Origin of the sequence: Zobellia sp. OII3 (assembly GCF_002211465.1) — a bacterium.
Lineage (GTDB): Bacteria > Bacteroidota > Bacteroidia > Flavobacteriales > Flavobacteriaceae > Zobellia > Zobellia galactanivorans.
Genome location: NZ_MWRZ01000001.1, coordinates 1,501,901 through 1,522,859, shown reverse-complemented (window position 1 = coordinate 1,522,859; position 20,959 = coordinate 1,501,901). Strand labels below are relative to the sequence as shown.

Annotated in this window: 18 protein-coding genes; 5 read left to right on the top strand and 13 right to left on the bottom strand. The window is 44.2% G+C overall.

Annotated features, from left to right (window positions below):
* Positions 1 to 221 precede the first annotated feature (221 nt).
* From B4Q04_RS06255 to B4Q04_RS06235, 5 genes are all read right to left on the bottom strand, one after another.
* Positions 222 to 683 carry a pyridoxamine 5'-phosphate oxidase family protein gene (locus B4Q04_RS06255; RefSeq protein ID WP_161496047.1) on the bottom strand — a complete coding sequence of 154 codons (462 nt, stop codon included), beginning with the start codon at positions 681 to 683 and terminating at the stop codon, positions 222 to 224.
* Positions 684 to 696: 13 nt separating this feature from the next.
* Positions 697 to 1,143 carry a nitrous oxide reductase accessory protein NosL gene (locus B4Q04_RS06250; RefSeq protein WP_013993594.1) on the bottom strand — a complete coding sequence of 149 codons (447 nt, stop codon included), beginning with the start codon at positions 1,141 to 1,143 and terminating at the stop codon, positions 697 to 699.
* The gene (locus B4Q04_RS06245; protein ID WP_088696281.1) at positions 1,140 to 1,784 is read right to left on the bottom strand and encodes a hypothetical protein; all 645 of its coding nucleotides are present in this window, start codon (positions 1,782 to 1,784) and stop codon (positions 1,140 to 1,142) included. Before B4Q04_RS06245 ends, B4Q04_RS06250 begins: the two co-directional genes overlap by 4 nt.
* Before the next feature lie 114 nt (positions 1,785 to 1,898).
* A complete protein-coding gene (gene nosZ / locus B4Q04_RS06240; RefSeq protein WP_088696280.1) occupies positions 1,899 to 3,860 on the bottom strand; it encodes a Sec-dependent nitrous-oxide reductase in 1,962 nt (653 codons plus the stop codon).
* Positions 3,861 to 3,925: 65 nt separating this feature from the next.
* Positions 3,926 to 4,438 (bottom strand): c-type cytochrome, encoded by a 513-nt coding sequence (locus B4Q04_RS06235; RefSeq protein WP_013993591.1) that lies wholly within the window; start codon positions 4,436 to 4,438, stop codon positions 3,926 to 3,928.
* 176 nt (positions 4,439 to 4,614) lie between these two features.
* On the opposite strand from B4Q04_RS06235, the gene B4Q04_RS06230 reads away from it, so the two are divergent.
* Positions 4,615 to 5,811 carry a Gfo/Idh/MocA family protein gene (locus B4Q04_RS06230; protein ID WP_236630977.1) on the top strand — a complete coding sequence of 399 codons (1,197 nt, stop codon included), beginning with the start codon at positions 4,615 to 4,617 and terminating at the stop codon, positions 5,809 to 5,811.
* Between the two features lie 268 nt (positions 5,812 to 6,079).
* On the opposite strand, the gene B4Q04_RS06225 is transcribed toward B4Q04_RS06230, so the two are convergent.
* The 8 genes from B4Q04_RS06225 to B4Q04_RS06190 form a co-directional block, all read right to left on the bottom strand.
* A complete protein-coding gene (locus B4Q04_RS06225) occupies positions 6,080 to 6,901 on the bottom strand; it encodes a universal stress protein (protein ID WP_013993589.1) in 822 nt (273 codons plus the stop codon).
* Positions 6,902 to 6,931: 30 nt separating this feature from the next.
* Positions 6,932 to 8,293, bottom strand: coding sequence for an oxygen-independent coproporphyrinogen III oxidase (hemN, locus tag B4Q04_RS06220; protein ID WP_013993588.1), 1,362 nt, complete (start codon positions 8,291 to 8,293; stop codon positions 6,932 to 6,934).
* 95 nt (positions 8,294 to 8,388) lie between these two features.
* Complete coding sequence (locus tag B4Q04_RS06215; protein ID WP_013993587.1) at positions 8,389 to 8,598, bottom strand: hypothetical protein; 210 nt, start codon at positions 8,596 to 8,598, stop codon at positions 8,389 to 8,391.
* A gap of 18 nt (positions 8,599 to 8,616) precedes the next feature.
* Positions 8,617 to 9,117, bottom strand: coding sequence for a DinB family protein (locus B4Q04_RS06210; protein WP_088696279.1), 501 nt, complete (start codon positions 9,115 to 9,117; stop codon positions 8,617 to 8,619).
* Between the two features lie 153 nt (positions 9,118 to 9,270).
* Positions 9,271 to 10,395, bottom strand: a complete 1,125-nt coding sequence (locus B4Q04_RS06205; RefSeq protein WP_088696278.1) for a glycerate kinase — start codon at positions 10,393 to 10,395, stop codon at positions 9,271 to 9,273.
* A 10-nt stretch (positions 10,396 to 10,405) separates the two neighbouring features.
* Entirely contained in the window at positions 10,406 to 12,010 is a 1,605-nt protein-coding gene (locus B4Q04_RS06200) for a sodium:solute symporter (protein WP_013993584.1), read from the bottom strand.
* 297 nt (positions 12,011 to 12,307) lie between these two features.
* Positions 12,308 to 13,618 carry an amylo-alpha-1,6-glucosidase gene (locus B4Q04_RS06195; RefSeq protein ID WP_088696277.1) on the bottom strand — a complete coding sequence of 437 codons (1,311 nt, stop codon included), beginning with the start codon at positions 13,616 to 13,618 and terminating at the stop codon, positions 12,308 to 12,310.
* A gap of 95 nt (positions 13,619 to 13,713) precedes the next feature.
* Positions 13,714 to 16,392 carry a TonB-dependent receptor gene (locus B4Q04_RS06190; RefSeq protein ID WP_088696276.1) on the bottom strand — a complete coding sequence of 893 codons (2,679 nt, stop codon included), beginning with the start codon at positions 16,390 to 16,392 and terminating at the stop codon, positions 13,714 to 13,716.
* Between the two features lie 196 nt (positions 16,393 to 16,588).
* On the opposite strand from B4Q04_RS06190, the gene B4Q04_RS06185 reads away from it, so the two are divergent.
* The 4 genes from B4Q04_RS06185 (at position 16,589) to B4Q04_RS06170 (ending at position 20,886) form a co-directional block, all read left to right on the top strand.
* A complete protein-coding gene (locus B4Q04_RS06185; protein ID WP_013993580.1) occupies positions 16,589 to 17,614 on the top strand; it encodes a LacI family DNA-binding transcriptional regulator in 1,026 nt (341 codons plus the stop codon).
* 147 nt (positions 17,615 to 17,761) lie between these two features.
* A complete protein-coding gene (locus B4Q04_RS06180) occupies positions 17,762 to 18,724 on the top strand; it encodes a helix-turn-helix transcriptional regulator (protein WP_046287448.1) in 963 nt (320 codons plus the stop codon).
* Positions 18,725 to 18,928: 204 nt separating this feature from the next.
* On the top strand, positions 18,929 to 19,819 hold the full coding sequence (locus tag B4Q04_RS06175) for an NDP-sugar synthase (protein ID WP_013993578.1): 891 nt from the start codon (positions 18,929 to 18,931) through the stop codon (positions 19,817 to 19,819).
* Positions 19,804 to 20,886 carry a phosphotransferase enzyme family protein gene (locus B4Q04_RS06170; RefSeq protein ID WP_236630976.1) on the top strand — a complete coding sequence of 361 codons (1,083 nt, stop codon included), beginning with the start codon at positions 19,804 to 19,806 and terminating at the stop codon, positions 20,884 to 20,886. Before B4Q04_RS06175 ends, B4Q04_RS06170 begins: the two co-directional genes overlap by 16 nt.
* Positions 20,887 to 20,959 lie beyond the last annotated feature (73 nt).

The window sequence follows — 20,959 nt, the reverse complement described above, 5'->3', positions numbered from 1 at the left end:
TCGTGGTTTCGTTTGCCCCACCTTCACTTCTATCGACAAAGGCAGGCGATATGGTACTAGTGAACACTCCTCCCGTTATATCTGTATAAAAACATGGTTTAAAACGACACTAAGAGCCAATAAAATACAGGCCCATAAGTATGAAACGATTGAAACCTACCCCTATCGGTGCGATTTAAAACGGTGTATACTTCGGGTATGGCGCAAACTGGAAGTAAACCTTAGCTACGCACGGTTCTGTATTTGCCTACAATGTCAGAAATATGAATTCGGAAAACGATAGGCAGGGTCTCCATTTCCAATTTGCTCGAGAAATCCTTTATGAATTCAGGCTTCTCGCCTTGGGTTCGCAAAATCGTATCCTGTACGCCTTGGGCAAAAGTATGAAGGCTTTTTTTGGCCGTACTGCCTTTTAATTCTTCAAAGCGACCATTGACCAAAACCGAACGCCACTCAGACATAGAATCGATATCCTCAACTTGAAGGGCTACATGTTCGTAGCTCCTCATTGCATTGATTTTATGGCCCAAGGCCGAATAACTCAGTATACTTTTATTTTCTTGATCATAATAATAGGTTATTGGCACAATGTAAGGGCTCCTGCCCGAAATGTAACCTAAATGGCCGATACTGTGATCACTTAAAAAAGCCATGCACTCCGAAAGCTCTAACTTTACTATCATAGTTTCTTGGGGTTTAAAATGGGTTATCTTTTTCAAATTTATCTCTGAGCTCGGGCCATGAATAAATCGTACCCGTATTTCCCGACTGGGCGCTACTCGCTTCTTCTTCATTGGCAAACGCCGTCAAAAACGCCCCCATGGGACTGGGTATGTTCTTACTGATCAAATACGTAGCCTTGGTGGCATCGATAAAGACCCCGGGGTTATTGTAATCGTTCACCCGATAAAGGGCTACCGATTCAGGATCTACATCTTTCAAGTAGTTCAGCATACACTCTACCGCATCAAAGGAGTAACTTCTTCCTTTCTTCGTCATAAATTGGGCAGCATGTTGCTTATCGACAATGGTCATGCTACAAAATTGGCAACCCTCGCCACCGTATGCTATGGGTTTCGGTTCGCCTTTACAAGCGGAAATTACCAAAAGCCCCATCAAAATGAGTATTTTACAACTTTTCATGGTGTAACCAATTTATGCTTTTTTTCAGATGAAACGGAATTTTTGCACCTCCATCCTACAAAAAATGCGATTACCGTCAACAACATACCTATGAACATCATCCATGCTCCTGTGGCCGGCATTGAACTTACATCAAAATTCAACAATTTTTTGTACCCAAAAAGTGGCGGTTTATAGCTCATGGGGGTACCGTCTTCATTGACCACCTTTATTATGGCGTGAGGATCTAGGTTTGAACCGTAATCGGTCAGCCATAGGTTAAAATCGTACATCCCCATGATTCCTAAGATAGACATTAGTAAGAACCAACCCAAGAAAAATCGGTAGTCAATTTTACCTATAAAACCGAGTATCCCCAATAGTACCCCTAAGAGTACCATGGCGATTATTACTATAGGAAATATATCGAACTCCCACATCTCGCCAGCTTTGGGAATCGTCTTCATACCAATATAGTGGTTGAGTCCGTCAATGTTCTGAAGGTCGAATTCAGATACCCCTTGAATGCCCGTAATATGGATGTTCATACCTAAGGGCTCGGGATATTGCGGGGCGCCCAGCATAATATTCCAAAGTGGAAACTGAAACAGTCCCAACAAACATAAAGACCCCAATATCATAAGTATACTTGCCTTTTTCATCTTACCTCAATCTTAAAATTCATAGCTATTGAACAGGCCGGTATTTTTAAAAAGCAGGCCGGTCTTGGTACGCGACCTGCTTTTCGTTTGAACAAATACTCTTGTGCCCTTCCTTTATTCCCCTAGGGACCACGACAGCTCAGTATTTGAACCTGCCGGTGACACCCGTATATAACCTTGCATTTCTTGGTGCAAAGCAGAACAGAAATCGGTACAATAAAATGGCCATACCCCTACTTTTTTAGGCTCCCATACCAGAGATTTGGTCTGCCCTGGCATAATTAGCAATTCGGAGTTATTCGCGCCGATCATGGCAAACCCATGGGGCACATCAAAATCTTGTTCTTGGTTGGTGACATGAAAATACACCTTGTCGCCCACTTTAATACCTTCTATATTATCAGGGGTAAAGTGGCTTCGGATCATAGACATGTAAATATGAACCTCATTCCCTTCCCTTACCACTTCAGTATCGGCGGGGCCGGTTGCGGCAAAGGGGTGTTTATTTTCGGAAAGCTTATAGATCTTCTTAGATTTCGGGGCCAAAAGTTCAGCGGGTATACCTGCTGCATAATGGGGTTCACCGTGGGTGGGAAAATCGTAAATAAGCTCCATTTTATCTCCGGAAATATCATAAATCTGGGCGGAATGTTCCAGTTCGGGACCTGTGGGCAGGTACCTATCTTTGGTTATTTTGTTCATGGCCACCACGTATTTACCGAAGGGCTTCCTAGAGTTCCCCCCAGGTATCATTAAGTGTCCCACGGAATAATAAGTAGGTTTTCTATCGATAACTTCCCATGTACCCAACTTCCACATCACCACTTCAGAGGAAATAAAGAAGGTAGTATAGGCATTTCCCTCTCCATCAAACTCGGTATGTAAGGGGCCCAATCCGCCACTTTTCACGGTTCCGGCAAGTACATCGTCGAATTTCAAGATGGGGATGCCATAAGCTTCTCCGTCGAATTTTTTAGCTTCGATCGCAGCCACCATTTTATCGAAGGAATGGATCGTAAGATCGGCCGATAGCTTTCCGTTACCAATGATATACTCTCCCGAAGGATCAACATCTACCCCATGGGGCGATTTTGGTGTAGGCAAGAAGTAAACGGCTCCCGGCACTTTGGTCGGGTCTATGGTCAAGACTTCCTTTTTTAGGGTGGAAGTCGCGGTATGGCTTGCTTCATCGTACACATTGTGGGCATATTCGGCCGGCATCATTGTACCCCCTCCATTTGCCACATACTCTTCAATTTTCTTCCAATTCACCGCAGCGATAAAATCTTTATCGTTTTGCGAAGCATTTACTTCTAAAAGTGAATTTGCCTCTTCGGTATTGTAGGTCGTAAAGAAAAACCATCCATGGGATTTGCCCCTACCCGGATGCGACAGGTCGTAATTAAACCCTGGCATCAAAATTTGAAACTTTAGATCCATGTGTCCATCTTCAGGATCAACGCTTATAAAGGAAAGCGAGCCCCTAAAATTCCCCTTGTACTCGTTAATGGGCATATCCCTTTGGGGAATAGGCACCGAAAAACGGGTTCCGGCAACTACATACTCGGTATTTTCGGTAACAAAAGAAGAACTGTGGTTCCCTGCACTGTTGGGTACCTCCATAATTTCCTCGGTCTCGAACGTACTCAAGCTGATCCGGGCAATTCTTGGTGTGTTGTTTCCATTAATAAATATCCATCTACCGTCTAACTCCCCATTGGTCTGGGAAATATCGGGGTGGTGGGCATCATCCCAAGGAACGAAACCGAAAGATGTGTTCAACATGGGTTTTGTTTCTTCCGAATATCCATAACCCGAGGTAGGAAACTGCGAAAAAACGGGAATCTCTTTGAACATTCTTCCCGAAGGAAGTCCGTAAACCGTAAGGTTTCCGCTATACCCGCCCGACATAAAAGCATAAAACTCATCATGCTCTCCCGGGGCAACGTATACTTTTTCCGCATTGTTCGACGATAGTCCGCTATTTGAGGACGCCTTGCCGTTCTGGTCACCGCAACTAGAGAGGAACAGAGCCATCCCTAAAATCGCGAATAGATGAAAGGTATATTTTTTCATTTGTACTGTTTTTATGGTTATCTTATTACTGCTGCATCAACAGCCATGGCCTCTTATGGCTAGAACTACTCTAGCGTTCTAAAAAATTCCAGTACGCTTCGAGCCTGGTCTTCGGTCAACCCCTGGTTCGACATCGGAGCTCCGTTGAATTCGGCAATAAGCTCTTTTGCCAAGGGATCTTCTTTTACCATTACCTCTGGGTTTAGAATCATGTTCATGACCCACTCGGGGCTACGTCTTTTTAAAATACCCGTTGGTGCCGGACCAATGAATTTTTTATCGACCCTATGGCAGGCCAAACACATTTGGGTATAGATTTCCTCCCCCTTTTTGGCCAAGGCCTCGTCGATATCGGGAGACAGGGTCACCGATTTTACCGGGCCGACCCCCTTGTTCTCAAGATCGACACGTTGAGATGCCGGTACCGCACTGGTAGCCGGTACCGCCTCAGCCGGCTTTTCCGTTTTTGCCTTTTCACGATCTACGCTAAATCCTTCTTTCTTCTTTTCTTCCTTGCCTCCACAGGCCGTAAGCAAAAGCGAAAAAATCAGCACTACACTTTTAACTACTATTTTCATTTTGAGTGGTTTAATGATTAATTTTCAACAAAAATAGGCGCTATACAAGGTGAAAAACATGATATATATCAGTAAATAGGACAAAATTGTCTTTTTTCTTTTCCCTAAAAAGAAATCAGGGATCGGTAGAAAATTGTAAATTCATCGGTTGACCGAACAAAACCCTGATTTATTACATGAAACAAGACAACTCTAGAAGGTATTTTCTTAAAAAAGCAGCCTTAGGTTCTGCAGCAGTGACTTCTGCCCCCTTAATCTTATCGGCATCAAAAGACGAAAGCATCTTAATGCAACGCGAATACGACACCAAGGTGTTCTCCTCAAATGATCAAATACAACTGGCCTTGATCGGAACCGGTATTCAGGGTATTTTCGACACCAAGGCCGCGCTCACCGTTTCCGGCATAAAGCTGGTTGCCGCATGCGACCTTTATACGGGCCGACTGGAAAGGGCCAAGGAATTGTGGGGCGATGCTATTTTCACCACCCGCGACTATAGGGAAATCCTCAAAAGAAAAGATATCGATGCAGTGATTATCGCCACGCCCGACCACTGGCACAAACAAATTACCATAGACGCCCTTAAAGCCGGAAAACATGTCTACTGCGAAAAGCCTATGGTACAGGAGTGGCAAGACGGACAAGCCATAATAGACGCCCAAAAGGCTTCTGGCAAGATATGTCAAGTAGGGAGTCAGGGAATGGCTTCCTTAGGCAATGAAAAAGCAAAACAGCTCTACCAAGATGGGGCCATTGGCGATATTGTAATGCTCGATTTTTATAATGACCGATACTCGGCAGAGGGCGCTTGGCAATACCCGATCCCACCCGACGCAAATAAGAAAACCGTTGATTTCGATACGTTTTTGGGACAGGCGCCCAAGGTGAAATTTGAACCGAAACGATTTTTTAGATGGAGAAATTATAGGGATTACGGCACAGGTGTTGCCGGAGACCTTTTCGTTCATGCATTCTCAACCTTGAACTACGTTATCGACTCCCATGGCCCTAACCGCGCCATGGCTACCGGAGGCCTTCGCTATTGGAAGGATGGCAGGGACGTACCCGATGTAAGCATTACCCTTTACGATTATCCTAAGACAGCGACCCACGCGGCCTTCAATGCGGCCTTTCGCATCAACTTCATCGCCGGAAGCGGAGGAGGAAGCGGCTTTAAACTAATCGGGACCGAAGGCGAAATGGAAATTGGCCAAAATTCCGTTTCCCTAAAACGTTCCAAACTCGGCCTAGTGCCCGGTGGCTATTCCATGATTTCCTTTCCCGAAGCCATGCAAGAACAAATCAGGAGGGGCTATGCCCAACAGAACTTAGACACCCGTACCTCGGCCTTGGCCACAGGAACTACCAAATAGCAGGCACCAAAGGATTACAAAGGTGGCCACCACGATCATTTTTATAATTTCTTCACCGCCATTCGCGAAAACGGAAAGGTCGTTCAAGACCCTACGTTCGGACTACGGGCTGCAGGTGCGGCCTTATTGGCCAATGAAAGCTATTACAAAAAAGAACCCGTAAACTGGAACCCCGAAGAAATGAAGATCGGCTAACCCAAACCGGTAAAAAAATGGCCGGTCCGTATGAAACGGACCGGCCTTATAGTTGCATAAAGTTTAAGTGCATCTATATTTTAAAAGTAACCACGGGTATCTTGGAGTGGTTCACGATGTCTTCCCCAATACTTCCCATAAAGAAATGGGATAGTCCCCTACGTCCATGGGTAGGTATCCCTATGGCATCGGCACTGTTGCTTTCGCTATAATTCAACACCCCGCGCTCTACACTATAATCGTTGTAAATCTCTACCTGTAAGGCTTCGTTTACCTTTCCGATAAAAGCGTTTACACGTTTGTAGATATCCGCTGAACTTAAAAAATTATCGCCCGGTGTATTGATATACACCAAGTCTAAATCGGCTTTTAATAAATCGGCAAATGCCTTGGCCTTTTTATAGGCCGGGATGCTTTCTTCCCTAAAATCGCAGGCAAAGACAAAACGGTTTATACTAAAATTGGCTATTTCGTTCTTAATGACCAATACGGGCACTTCGCTATTTCGCACTACCTTTTCGGCATTCGACCCTATAAAAATCTCTTCGAGGCCATCGGTACCATGTGAGCCCATAACAACAAGCTCGGCCTTGTGTTCTTCGGCAATCGCATTCACCTCACTAAAGACTTTGTAGTGTTTGATGATGGGCGTGACCTTCACACCTTCCAAATAGGGTTTCTTTAAAAACTCGTTAAACCTTTTCTCTGCCAGTTTTATCAGAAAAACGGTCTGTTCTGGGTGGAAGCCTTCGGAAGAAGTAATCATGGCCTGATTGAGTTCCAGCATGTGCAAGGCCAGTATTTCCGAATCGTGTTTTTTTGCCAACGATACGGCAACCTTAAGGGCATATTCAGACTGTTCGGAGAAATCTAGAGGTACTATAATTTTTTTCATAATATATCTATTTTAGAAGATTAGGGCCTATTAAATTGTCATTGAAAATAATCTTTTTTCCGGTTCCTTTTTATGTAAAAGCACATCAAATGCCATACAAATGTTACGAATGAACGGGCGTCCTTTTTCGGTGACCTCTACCCCATCTTCAACGACAACCACCAAAGCGTCCTGTTCCATTTCACGCAACCTTTCCCGCACCTCGTCAATTGCCTCAAAACGAAGGCCCGGTAGCGACCAAGAGGTTTTAAACCCGCACATCAAATTTAGGATATGCTTTCTTATCACGCGATCTTCATCGGTGAGAATATGACCTCGATACACTGGAATAACGTTGTTTTCCACCAAATGTTGGTACTCTTCGATACCTTTAACATTTTGGGCGAAGCTATACCAACTATCACTGATACTAGAGGTTCCCAAGCCAATCATTGCCTGGGTCTTAGAAGCCGTATACCCCATAAAGTTACGGTGCAGTTCGCCCGATTGCATAGATTTATACAACGCATCGGTAGGAAGGGCAAAATGGTCCATACCGATTTCACGGTATCCGACCTCGGCGAGCAAGGCCTTACCGGTTTCATACTGTTGGCGCTTCTCTTCGGCCGAAGGCAAATCGGCATCTTTATACCCTCTTTGTCCATTACCTTTTAACCATGGCACATGGGCATAGCTATAAAAGGCCAAACGATCTGGGCGCAGTTCCTTGGTTCTCAATATAGTTTCGCGAACATGTTCCTCCTTCTGAAAAGGAAGTCCGAAAATAATATCATGGCCGATCGATGTATAACCGATCTGCCTGGCCCATTGCGTTACGTTTTTTACGTTCGCAAAAGGCTGTATGCGATGGATGGCCTGTTGTACTTTGATATTGTAATCTTGCACCCCAAAACTGACCCGCCTAAACCCAACATCGTACAGTGCCTGTAAATGTTCTTTGGTGGTGTTGTTCGGATGTCCCTCAAAACTAAATTCGTAATCTTCGGCCTTTTTGGCCATGCTAAAAATTCCATTGATCAAGTTCTGGAGGTTCTGTGGTGTAAAGAAAGTAGGGGTTCCGCCCCCCAAATGAAGTTCTTTTATTATGGGCCGCTGAGAAAAGAGGTCGCAATACAATTTCCACTCCTTCAATACGGTACGAATATACGGTTCCTCAACCTCATGCCTTTGGGTTATGCGTTTATGGCAACCACAAAACGTACACATACTTTCACAAAAGGGCAAGTGTATGTACAGGCTAATACCTTCTTTCGCATTGCTTTCCTCAAAACTTTGGATCAGGGTCGATTGCCACTTCTTGCTAGAAAAAGTATCCATATTCCAATAAGGAACAGTGGGGTAACTGGTATATCTCGGACCCGCCACATTGTATTTTTGAACTAGACTGCACATAAATCGTATCTTGTTTTATACAAACTTAACTTTGTTAAGCTGTTCAAAATATGATATATGTCAGGTATAGGAAAATAGCGGGCCGATTTGGCCCACTAAAGTTCTTCGCAAACGTAGCCCTGTTCTTCCAATAGGCGTACTACCGAAGATGGGCATTGACGGGTTTCGACCCGGAGGATATTATCACAATCCTCCAGATCAAAATTCCATCGTCCTATCGGTTCGACCAATTGGGTCAAGAGGGGTTTGAGCCTTTTTACCTGTTTATTCTTGGAAACGGATGTCTTAAAGACCAATACTGTCATTGCCTAGGCTTTTTACCGTTAATTTCTATCCCAGAACATGGGCGGCTCGATACCTAGGGTTCGCAAATAGACATAGCCTTGGCCGCGATGGTGTATTTCATTGTCTATGAAATATAAAATACTAGATTGAATAGTCCCTTCGTACTGACCAAAAAGTTTGATAGAATCATGAAATTTATCAACCCCGATCTTAGCCCAATTAGCGTTGATCTCTTCCGTGGCTTCGTCCCAAAGCGCTAAGACTTTGGCTTTACTATTTCCATGAGCTACGGCTTCTGTGAAGGCAGCCGCTTTTCCCGAAACTATTTCTTTCATTCCAGGACCCGCTATGCTCAAGAGCTCATCTACCATTTTTGAAAATGGCCGCATTCCTCCAATGCTGTATTCGAAAAAATCTTTCTCAGGAAATGCTTCTATTACTTTTCTGGTCAAAGTTCTATGCCCTTGCCAGTGGGCCAATAGTTCGGCAGGAAGAATTACCTGCGCCACTTTTTCTACGGATGGGTTTGCTGTGCTCATAATTTACATTTTTAAGTTCGTATTATTTTACGGGAACAAATGTAAAAGTGCCACGTGACAACCCTTTGTCAGTAGTGATGTAGAAAAGAAGTTTTTTTTTAAAGCCCCTATTTTAAGGAAGGCCAACAACCGATCCTGAAACGAATACAACCCTTACTTTATCAACTTGGCAAAATTGTAACTGGCATTTACCAAATTCGTATAGCTGGAAGCCATAGCTTCGGGCAAGGTAGAGACTCCCCTTACGATGGAATTCACATAGGCCAGCCCGAAGCCTTCTTGTTGTTCAATGGATATAGATACCGAACCACAAAGCGCGGCAACCGGAACATTCGCCTTCTTTGCGGAAGTAATCACCCCATCTATGGTCTTGCCCGACAGGGTTTGCTCATCTAACTGGCCCTCTCCGGTAATCACCCAATCGGCATTTGCGATTACCTCATCAAAACGGGCCAAGCCCTTGACCAAATCGATACCGGAAGTGAGCTCGCCCCTTAGAAATACGATAGCCCCACCGCCAATTCCTCCCGCGGCACCCGAGCCCTGTATTTTCTGTAGACTTATATTGTAGGTATCAAAAACGACCTTGGCAAAACTCTTCAAGCCGTTGTCCAACAACGCTATTTCTTCTTCAGATGCCCCCTTTTGTGCGGCATAGATCTTGGCCGCCCCGTTCACGCCATAAAACGGGTTGGAGACATCACAGGCGATTTTAAATTTTGCATTGGCCAAGAGGGGGTGGACCTTTGATGCATCAATACTTTTTACCTTGTTCAAATTGCTTCCTACCGGATTCAATTCTTTACTGAAGCTATCCTTAAAACGATAGCCCAAGGCATTCGCCATGCCCATGCCCCCATCGTTGGTGGCGCTTCCCCCTATCCCTAGAATAATTTCTTGGGCCCCACGTTCAAGGGCATCGGCAATAAGCTCACCCGTACCGAAAGTTGTAGTGTTCATACAGTTTCTATCGGCATCGGCCAATAACTTGAGTCCGGATGCTTCCGCCATTTCAATATAGGCGATGCGGTTTTCCGAAGCATATAGGTAGGAAGCGCTTATAGGCCTAAACAAGGGGTCGTTTACGGTTATGCTTATTTTTTCACCGTGTATATAGTGCCTCACCACGTCGATGGTACCGTCTCCCCCATCGGCCAAAGGCATTTTTACGATTTCGACGTCATCGAACACGTGCTGCAGGCCTTCCGCTACGGCATCACAGAACTCAAACCCAGTGAGGGAATCTTTAAATTTATCGGGAGCGATTACAATTTTCATAATGCTTACTTTAATTGAAAACAGAGGGAAGCAAAAGACAAGCACAAAGAATGATTACAAAATAACCGACCAAAATAGCCACTTCTTTCTTCCCTGAATAGTATACCACCTCTAGACCTTCGTTTACCGTTCTCTTGACCGTATAGCTAACGGCAAGAGCTATAAGAATGGTGACCAAACACCCGAGGGCGTTCCACCAGAACCAGAATATTTGCGGCACGTACAACCAAAGGTAAATATTGAACAATACCCCGGCAACAATACCGATGTTGGCCCCAAGGGCATGGGTTCGTTTCGTCAAGATCGCCAAAATAAAAGCGGCCAAGATCGGACCATAAAATACCGAACTGATCTTATTGATGACCTCGATAACGGTACCTTCTATATTACCCGCGAAAAAAGCAAAGAATAAACAGACCAAGCCCCAAAATATGGAAAGCAATCTTGAGTAGGACATGTATTGCTTATCCCCCATATTGGGCTTGAATCGCTTCACAAAATCTTCCATGGTAACGGCAGACAATGAATTGACCGTAGAGCTAAGGGTCGACATTGCGGCCGACATAATGGCCACGATCAATATACCGATTACCCCGTTGGGCAAATATTTAATGATGAACACCGGTACCAAGAGATCGGCCTTTTTTCCTTCCAAAGAAGAAATATTGGCCTGATATACACTTTCCATCTGGTCTTGAAAGCCCAAATCTTGCATCAACAAGGTACCTAACACCAAGCCCATAATACAATAGGTCAAGGTAAAAGGAAAACGCAACAGGCCGTTGGCCATCATCAATTTCTTTAGATTGGACATACTACTCGATGACAACAGACGCTGCGACTGGGTCTGATCTGTACCGTAATACGATGCGTATAAAAAGAAACCGCCGATAACCATGGGCCAAAATCCGAATTCATCATTACCATCGGCATTGCTGAACCCCCATTTATCAAAATCAATGGCCGTAATACGGTCTTGATCTACGTTGGCCAAAAAGCTATCGATGCCCCCAAGCTCGCTGAACCCGTAAAAGAGGCAGATGATTATTCCTAAGAACAAAATACTCATTTGAATGACATCTCCCCAAATAACGGCTTTCATACCTCCTTGAAAAGAGTAGACCATAGTAATGACCCCAATGATCAAGACCGATATCCAAAAATCCAATTGTATGGTAGCCTGCAATATCAAGGCCATGGTATAGACCATTACCCCGGTCGCTACGGAGCGACTGATCTGGAATACAAAACTGATCAATAAGCGCGAAGAAGCGTCAAAGCGTTTTTCGAGGTATTCGTAAACACTTACAATACCCGATTTATAGAGGGTCGGCAACACGGCTACCAGCAGAAATGCCATGGCCAAAGGCACGCCCAGCTCATAGGTAAGCCATTGCATGCCCCCGCCATCTTTCAGGCCCACAAATGCCGGCGCCGAAATAAAACTGATGGCCGAAAGCTGGGTCGCCATGGCCGAAAGGCTCAAAGGCAACCAAGAAGTTTTTCTTCCCCCTAGAAAATAGTCGCCCCCAGAACTGTTTTCCTTAAACAGAAAACCAAGACCCAAGAAGCCCACTAGGTAAACAACGATTATGATATAGTCTAAATAATTCATGAGTAAATTTACTTTTGGTTTGGTATGTTATCTCCTACTCATCCAATTAGCTGAATGTTCTACGGAACTGTCCTTTTTAACAATTCCTGGTCATCTACGTTCCTTTATTGCACTACTAAAAACAGGGGGGATTACACCAAATATAAGTGTTTAACCTCCCAAAAATGGTATTCCATATCGTTTTCAAAGGGAGTTTGGGAGCCGAAACGCCCCATAACCGTCATCCAACAGAGGGGAAAAATAGATTTTCCCACACATTTTAATTCCGCGCCCCCAAACCTTTAAAAAAACCCTTATTCAATTTTTTAAAAGATCGATGATCAAGGCCGCACTCCATGAGAAGTTATCGCCTCCATAGCCTTTTCTTGTTTCATCACCGGTGTCTTTTCTACAATCGAAATATTCAAAAAAGCCATCGCGCTCCACAAGCTCGATCGAATCATTTTTTACTCGCTCGGCAATATCAGTATACCCGTACTCCTTTAAGCCACGGTACAACATCCAGTTCATATTGATCCAAACGGGGCCCCTCCAATATTTTCTAGGATTGAAACGGTCATTTGTCGGATCAAAAGAGGCGCAAAGGTATTTATCGTCACCTCCGAAACGCTCCATCATGGTATTGACCAAAACCTCGGCCCTTTCTTTACTAGGTATAGCCGCGAACAAAGGCGAAAACGAAGAAGAAGACACATGGCGTATGGGCGTATTGTTTCGCAGGTCATAATGAACATATGCTCCCAATTCAGCATCCCATAGTTTCTGGTTGAAAGCGGCAATGCTTCTTTCTTGGTTCTTTTTCAGGTATGTAATTTTATCGTCATTCCCCCCGATTATTTCATAAAGCTCGATCAGTGCCTGGTTCGACTTGATGAGCATGGCGTTGAATAACGGGTCTTGCACCAAGAAAGGAGATAATTCGGCTATTTTGGCATCATCGTAATTGTTTTGCTTGGCTATATCAATGATGTACAGGTAGTGATCATACTCTCTTTTTGAAGGCCTTTCCGAGGCATCGACATGAGTGGTATCCTTTCGCTCAAAAGTATATTCCGGTGGATTCATTGTATCCCAAATATCATCCCATACCGGAGAGTTATCGGTGCCCGACTCCCAATTGTGGTAGATGTATACCAGACCTTCGTTTTGCGGGTCACGGTTTTCGTAAAAATACACATGGTTGCCATACACCTTATCGATCTGCCCTTTGATAAAATCGAGCATATCTTCTTTATCCTCTACAATGCGCAACATATCCTGTAATACAAAGCCGGTAACCGGAGGCTGGGTCATTCCTGTAGACTTGTATTTTTTTGATGAAAGCGGATGTAAGTCCGATCTGTGGAAATCATGGCCTGGAAAATAAGAATCGTCATCCGTATGAAAAACAATGTGCGGTATAAAGCCGTTGTCCCATTGTGCGTTCAGCAAGGTCTCTATTTCTTTTTTTGCGTGATCCGTATTGTAATGGGCCAAGCCTATGGCAATAAAACCGCTATCCCATTTCCATTGAAACGGATAAAGTCCTTTACTCGGTATAGTAAACCCTCCTTCTTGAAAATTGGCGTCTAAAACGTCAATTGCCCTATGGATTAAATTTTCTTTCATAACATGCATAAAATAAAAACACATTGGCAGCAAATCCACCACCAATGTGTCTTTGGATTCAACAAACTAAACTCAAACTAAATTTCAAATACCTTTTAGAAATTGAAGGTAGCCGTCAAGAAGAACCTTCTCGGAAGAATAGGGCGACCGACAAAGAACTCAGATTCGCTCTGGCCTGCGGCACCTGCCCTTGGGTTTCCTTCGGTAATACCATCACTGTCAAAAAGGTTGAAGATGGAGAAACCCAAACGGACCGTTTGGTTTTCTTCTGGCTTACCAAAAGTGTAGCCAGCGCCCAATCTACCGATCGGAATAGCATCTAATTCTATATCATTGACATCGGAAGCGTATTTGCTACCCGTATAGTTCACACCAAAGTTGGCGTCGAATTTATTGTTGTCGTAATACGCTCCCAAAGACCCTAAAAAGTTGGGTTGTCTTGCCAATTTGTTTCCTACGTTGGCTTCGGTAGACGTACCGTTCACCAAATCAAAATCTGTATTTTTCGTGATTTCGTGAGCTTGATAAGTTACTGTACCGCGAAGGTTGAAATTACTGGCCACTTCGTAATCGCCCGTAGCCTCTACACCTATAGTTCTAGTATCTTGCTCAGAACGCGTCTCATCTATCAACTGGCCACCAACAATGGCTTGTTGAATTTTTATCCTATCCTTCAAGGCTACATAGTAAGCGGCAACCGATCCAGAGAATTTGGGCGTACCAAATTTAGCACCTGCCTCGAACTGAATAATGTTTTCCGGATCATATGCATTTTCTGAAATACCCGCCACTGGGGCAAACCCCCTTATTTGTGGAAAAAAATAGCCTTTAGAGAAGTTTGCATACAGGTTTGTTGCATCGGTCAATTCGTAAAGACCGGCGAAAGAAACGGCCCATCCCGAAGCTTGTATCGATGACCGAATAAAGCTACCATCTGCCGTTTGAACATCACTTAATGCAGTGGTCAATTCAGGATTGTCATAAACGGTTGCGCTCATAATGCCCCCTTTACTGTTTTCACCATCGGTATGCTCATATCTAAAACCAACATCAAAACGCCATCGGTCAAAAATCATCTCATCGGTCAGATAAAAGGCCAACCTGTTTTGAGACAGGTAGTTGTTTGCGGTTTGACCGATACGATCGTACAATCCGCCTTCGGAATAAATAACATTGTTACCCCCTGCATCTGCATAGCTCAAGTTCACCAACCTTGGAGCGTTATTGAATTCGGAAAGCACACGGTATTGGTAATTAACGTCTTCCGCTTCGGTACGGGCGATAAAAGTACCTAAGGTTACGTTGTGACTTCCACCATTCATAGTCTCTATCGTTTTGGTCAAAGAAGCCTCTCCCGAGTAATCGGTCATAGGCCTTAAACGGTCAACATGCAGGTTGTCGACAACCAAGTCGGAACCGTTTATTTGTTGGTTGGGATTTCCACTTTGGTAATTCGCCGTATATCCTTGATTTCCTGGAGCGATGCTCTCTACGTAATTATCTAGGGTAATAGGGTTTCCGTTGTTTCCGTCACCTCCCACATAGAGGGCAAAATTGTGCTTGTAGTTGGCATATTTTACTTTGGATTTAAATCTTAGGTCATCGTCCAATCTATAGTCAAAATCGGCCAAAAGATAGCCGCCAGTGGTAGAAACACCATCGGCAATGGGACTATTGTAAGTTCCACCTGGGGTAAGAAAGGAAGTATTGGCCAATTCCCCTGTCAACAATTGCTCTACGGGCTCACCGTCATTTCCGTTTATACGCTCCCTACTTCCCCCTTTTAAAGGTATCGGAAGGTAGAACTGGGCCTTATCATTTATGAATTGGCCATGCACGGTAAACGTACCTTTGTCAAATTTCTTCTTGATATTAGCCCTGAACTGCACCCCTTTTGTTGGTAGACCTGTATCTATGGGGCCACGGTCATGTCTTACAAAACCAGTAAAAGCATAGTAGGTATTAGAATCTTCTCCACCCAATTGGCCACCACTATAAAAATCGGTTTTTAACCGGCCCATATTGGCTACTTCTAGGTTTACGATGTTACCCGGGTTGGTATCCCCTGTTTTACTCGTATAGTTAATGATACCGGCCACAGAACCCGCACCATATAAAATTGCAGAACCACCACGTACAAATTCCACTCCTTTAAAACCAATATCGGGTCTTGCGTACACATCATGAGCGGAAGAGTTTAAACCAAAAGTGCTCATTAAAGGCATACCGTCGTATTGTAACGGGTTGAACACATACTGCCCACCTGAAGGAAGCCCCCTAACGAATACGTTTGTTGCGGTTTCACCACCACCACCTTCAGCGGTAATACCAGGAACACTACGAAGAATATCCGCTTGGCTGTTGGCCGATAGTTTGGTAATCTCTTTCATTTTTACCGAACTGATCGATAAAGGCGCCTGCTTCTGCGACCTAAACGTACTGGAAGCGGTCAAGACCACCTCGTCTAATTGTTGCCCTCCCTCCTGAAGTACAACATCTATGGTCAAAGCGGTATTGTTGAGCTCTACCGGCTTATCTATAGTGGTAAAACCTAGATAGGAAATACGAAGCATATGGTTTCCTTCAAGGTCGGTTGAAAAGGTATAGTTGCCATCAAAGTCAGATGTCGTACCCGAGGTACTCCCAACTATTATAATGTTCGCTCCCGGGATAGGTTCCCCAGCACTATCCGTAATGGCACCGGAAATTTCTGTCTGGGCAAAAGCGCCAGTTCCCAAAAATAAACCGATTACCGCAAAAACTATTTTTTTCATAATCGTAGTTTTTTAAGTTGTTTTAACTTGAGTTGTTATTAATTTATCAATACAGAGTCAAAACTATCTGAATATCACACTATTTCGACGAAAAAATTACAAATATGACATGCAAACGTTTGCGGTAACGTTTGCAATTCTTAATTTTATCACAATCACAAGCGTACCGAACTGAAAATCAATATCCATTTACTTTATGAGCAAAAGACATAACACCACTTTAAAGGAATTGGCCTTAGCCCTGAACCTGTCGATCTCAACAGTTTCCAGAGCCTTAAACGATCACCCGGACATCAATGAAAAAACCAAGGAAAACGTAAAGAAACTGGCTCGGCAAATGAACTATTCGCCCAATCTCTTCGCCAGAAGTTTCCGCTCCCAAAAAACGAATATCATCGGGGTGATCGTCCCCAACATTTCGCATTACTTTACCTCTACGATATTAAAGGGGATTTTAGAGGAAGCCGAAATACAGGGCTACCGTGTCATTATTTCAGAATCGAACAATAGTGAAACCAAACAAACCGAAATGCTCAATACCATGACCCAATTCGGTGTAGACGGCATTCTGATGTCGCTTGCCCGAAAAACTACCAAAGTAGACGATGTGCTTCGCACTTTGAACCGGGCACCTATTGTTCTGTTCGACAAAGTGTCTCAAAAAATCCCATGCACCCAGGTGGTCATCAACGAGGAGGAAGCCGCCTTCAATGCCGTGGAACACCTCATCGAATTGGGCAAAGAGCGTATTGCCATCATTAAGGAAACCGAAAATTCATATAACTCCGAAAAACGCTACGCCGGCTACCTCCGTGCTCTGGAACATCATGGGATCCGTATTCGCGAAAAGATCATCTTAAGTACCGAGGACATCTCCCTTATTCACGGTAGACGACTGACGAACATTCTCTTGAGCATGAAAAAACGGCCCGATGCCATCTTTGCCATTACCGATGATGCGGCCATAGGCGCCATAAAGGCCCTAAACAAGTTCAAAATAAAAATACCCGAGGAAATAGCCGTGGTAGGCTTTAGCAACTCGGCCAGTTCAAAAATCATTCAACCCGAACTCACAACCGTCGATCAGCCAGGGGATAAAATTGGCCGTACGGCGGTAAAATACCTTATCGATGAAATTGATAGCCCTTCCAACAACATCATCACCAAAACCGTTGAAATAAAAACCACCCTCGTCGTCAGGGACTCTTCCTTAAGGGCCTAACCCCCTACTGACATACCCTTGTCACCTCCCCTTCCTTTCTTTGTGGAACATTAGTTCCTATGAATCTGCAAACAATACAGAATGAAATTCCGAAACTGCCCAGGCCATCACCTGAAACTTTATCTTTGGAATTTATACCGTAAACTTATGGGATTGGATACCATTAACCGATTTGACCGCATTGTAGCCATACTGATCCAACTGCAATCGAAACGTATTGTAAAGGCCCAAGAATTGGCAGAGCGTTTCAATGTCAGTTTACGAACCATCTATAGGGACATCCGTTCCTTGGAAGCTTCAGGGGTTCCCATTTCAAGTGAGGCCGGTGTAGGGTATTCCATCATGGAAGGATATCGCCTACCTCCTGTCATGTTCACATGTGAAGAGGCCAGTAGCTTCGTCGCTGCCGAAAAATTAATGCAAAAGTTTACCGACCCCTCCTTAGGCTTGCACCATCGGTCGGCCATGTACAAGGTAAAATCGGTTTTAAGGGGAAAGGAAAAAGATTGGATCAGCACCTTGGAGTCGCAAGTATTGATAGACCCGTCACAAAAACCTTTTGACGAAAACATTCCCAACGCCCTAGAAGTCCTATTCGAAAGTATAGCCGAAAAAAGAAAGGTCTTTTTAAAATACCACTCGCTCAATGCCGAACACCCTTCGGAACGGTTTATTGAACCGGTAGGACTTTTTCACGAAAACAATTTTTGGTATGTGCTCGGCTATTGTCATTTTAGGTGCGATTACCGGCAGTTCAGAACCGACAGGATGCTCAAGATCCAAAGGACCGACCAAGCCTTTACCCTAGAACACGGCTCGCTCGACGAGCACCTGAACAAAAATCCGGAAAAGGAAAAAACCAAAATCGTGATTTCCATTGACAAGGATATCGCCCGTTACATTTCCGTTCGAAGCAGACAATATGGTTTCGTTTCCCAAGAAAGCAAGGCCGACAAAGTCGTAATGACCTTTATGACTTCCGATGTGCTGCACGGTTTCCCCCGCTGGTATCTGATGTTTGCCGATTATGCCGAAATTCTCGAGCCCGAAAGCCTAAAGACACGGGTCATGGAAATTCTCAAGGAAGCCCAAAACCGACTTTCCCGTTAAAAATAGGCTTAGCATCCATAACGTCCAAACGCCCTGTAGCCCCCTCCTTTCAAATACTCCATCAAGGGCAAGCACTCCCCTATCGATAAAAACACCAGAGCTTGGCAACCCACAAGATGTCAAAAAATTGTTATGTAAATAGAAATGACCTACAAGTTTTCATGTGAAAACCTTATTTTAGCGGCTCTCTAAAAAAAGAAAAACATGACCTTATTATTAATGGCCGCTGGTAGCGGTAGTCGATACGGAAAACTAAAACAATTTGACGATTTAGGCCCTAACGGGGAATTCTTAATGGAGTTCGGCATTTACGATGCCCTTAAAAACGGTTTTGACCATATAGTACTCATTACTAAGAAGGAAAATGTTTCTTTGGCAGAAGACCACTTAAGACCAAGAATCCCCGCCAACATCAAGCTAGATGTCTTGGCCCAGGAAATCACCGATTTACCGGAAGGATGTTCTTTTTCGGGAGAGCGTAAAAAACCTTGGGGTACCGCCCATGCCGTTTGGACCGCCAGAAACGTAATCAACGGACCTTTTGCCGTTTTGAACGCCGATGATTTCTACGGACAATCGGCCTATGCCAATGCCGCCAATTTTGCACGCGAACATAACAACGACAATACCTTTGCCCTTGTGGGATATACCTTAAAGGACACCTTGTCGGAACACGGTTCCGTTTCAAGAGGGGTTTGCCAAGTAAACGGAGACGATTTGGTCTCTGTTGACGAACGCCTAAAACTTGAGCCCAAGGATGGCAAAGTATTAGACCTTGATTCTGGCAACGAATACACGGGAGACGAGCAAGTAAGCATGAACTTCTGGGTATGTCAGCCATCAATTTTCGAAAAAATAGAAAGCGAGTTCAGAAATTTCCTTGCCGATGAAAACCTGGCCACAACAAGTGAGCTTTATATTCCAAAGACCGTTCAAGAAATGTTGCAGGCTGGCGAAATAAAGGTAAAAGTTGTACCATCCGGTGGTGATTGGTTTGGTGTGACCTATGCCAGCGACCGTGAAAAGGCCGTTGCAAACCTCCAAGAGAAAACCGATGCCGGCAAGTATCCTTCCCCGCTTTGGCCAAAACAATAATGGACAGCTATTCCCATGAAAAGCTTAACAGCCTATTAGGGCATTTTGCGGTGCCTGAAAAGAAATATTTGATCAAACCGTTGACTGACGGTTTGATCAATGATACTTTTTTGGTTTTTGACGCTTCCACCCCCCTATACATATTACAACGGGTAAACCATCTTGTCTTTACGGATGTAGAAGGGTTGATGAACAACATCCATCATGCCTTTCGTTATTTGCACGATACCGATTACACTAAGATTACCTTGGTCAAATCGAAAAAGGGCAGTAGCTTCTACCTCACCGAAACCGGAGATTATTGGCGGGTGATGACTTATATTGACGGAAGTACGGCCTATAACACTACCGAAAACCCGAATATAGCCTATGAAGCGGGAAGGATAATCGGAAAGTTCAATTCGCTGCTGCAACAAGCCCGTCTTGACGACTATACCGACACCATACCTCGATTTCATGATATCAGGTTGCGCAAAGCGCAATTTGAATCCGCCATCGCAAGTGCCAACTCCGAAAAGCTGAAGACCGCCGAAAAGGCCATCGGTTTTACGCATGAGGTCTTAGAAAGCCTAATGGCCCTTGACCTTAGCCAACTCCCCCTCAGGGTTTGCCATAACGATACCAAGCTCAACAATATCCTTTTCTCAAAAGAGACCGAAAAGGCCCTTTGCTTGATCGACTTGGATACCCTTATGAAAGGCTATTTTCTTTTTGATTTCGGTGATGCCATACGCACTATAGCCAATACGGCGGCGGAAGACGAGCAAGACCACGATAAAATTGTTTTTGACGAAACCCTCTTCGAAGCTTTTGTTGACGGCTTGGGCGAGAACGGTGCTTTCTTGACCCAAAAAGAAATCGAACTGCTTCCTTGGGGAGCCGTACTCATGCCTTTTTTACATGGCATACGGGCTTTGACCGATTTCCTCAACAACAACGTCTACTATAAAGTGGCTTATGAAAACCAGAATCTAGACCGCGGCCTTAGCCTTTATAACTTTACCCAAAAGGCCCTGGATCGTATCGATTATATGGAAAAGGTACTGAGTGAAAAATTAAAAAAATAGGTAACCCTATTCTACAGAATTCTTTTTTCGGGAAGTAACCACTGCCAAAAATAAAGCTCATTTAACTTCGTTA

Bases quoted from the DNA above. Each gene is read 5' to 3' on its own strand.
- B4Q04_RS06255 (WP_161496047.1), bottom strand. From the start codon at position 683: ATGATAGTAAAGTTAGAGCTTTCGGAGTGCATGGCTTTTTTAAGTGAT.
- B4Q04_RS06230 (WP_236630977.1), top strand. From the start codon at position 4,615: ATGAAACAAGACAACTCTAGAAGGTATTTTCTTAAAAAAGCAGCCTTA.
- B4Q04_RS06250 (WP_013993594.1), bottom strand. From the start codon at position 1,143: ATGAAAAGTTGTAAAATACTCATTTTGATGGGGCTTTTGGTAATTTCC.
- B4Q04_RS06210 (WP_088696279.1), bottom strand. From the start codon at position 9,117: ATGAGCACAGCAAACCCATCCGTAGAAAAAGTGGCGCAGGTAATTCTT.
- B4Q04_RS06185 (WP_013993580.1), top strand. From the start codon at position 16,589: ATGAGCAAAAGACATAACACCACTTTAAAGGAATTGGCCTTAGCCCTG.
- B4Q04_RS06195 (WP_088696277.1), bottom strand. From the start codon at position 13,618: ATGAAAGAAAATTTAATCCATAGGGCAATTGACGTTTTAGACGCCAAT.
- B4Q04_RS06205 (WP_088696278.1), bottom strand. From the start codon at position 10,395: ATGAAAATTGTAATCGCTCCCGATAAATTTAAAGATTCCCTCACTGGG.
- hemN (WP_013993588.1), bottom strand. From the start codon at position 8,293: ATGTGCAGTCTAGTTCAAAAATACAATGTGGCGGGTCCGAGATATACC.
- B4Q04_RS06190 (WP_088696276.1), bottom strand. From the start codon at position 16,392: ATGAAAAAAATAGTTTTTGCGGTAATCGGTTTATTTTTGGGAACTGGC.
- B4Q04_RS06235 (WP_013993591.1), bottom strand. From the start codon at position 4,438: ATGAAAATAGTAGTTAAAAGTGTAGTGCTGATTTTTTCGCTTTTGCTT.
- B4Q04_RS06225 (WP_013993589.1), bottom strand. From the start codon at position 6,901: ATGAAAAAAATTATAGTACCTCTAGATTTCTCCGAACAGTCTGAATAT.
- nosZ (WP_088696280.1), bottom strand. From the start codon at position 3,860: ATGAAAAAATATACCTTTCATCTATTCGCGATTTTAGGGATGGCTCTG.
- B4Q04_RS06175 (WP_013993578.1), top strand. From the start codon at position 18,929: ATGACCTTATTATTAATGGCCGCTGGTAGCGGTAGTCGATACGGAAAA.
- B4Q04_RS06215 (WP_013993587.1), bottom strand. From the start codon at position 8,598: ATGACAGTATTGGTCTTTAAGACATCCGTTTCCAAGAATAAACAGGTA.
- B4Q04_RS06245 (WP_088696281.1), bottom strand. From the start codon at position 1,784: ATGAAAAAGGCAAGTATACTTATGATATTGGGGTCTTTATGTTTGTTG.
- B4Q04_RS06180 (WP_046287448.1), top strand. From the start codon at position 17,762: ATGGGATTGGATACCATTAACCGATTTGACCGCATTGTAGCCATACTG.
- B4Q04_RS06200 (WP_013993584.1), bottom strand. From the start codon at position 12,010: ATGAATTATTTAGACTATATCATAATCGTTGTTTACCTAGTGGGCTTC.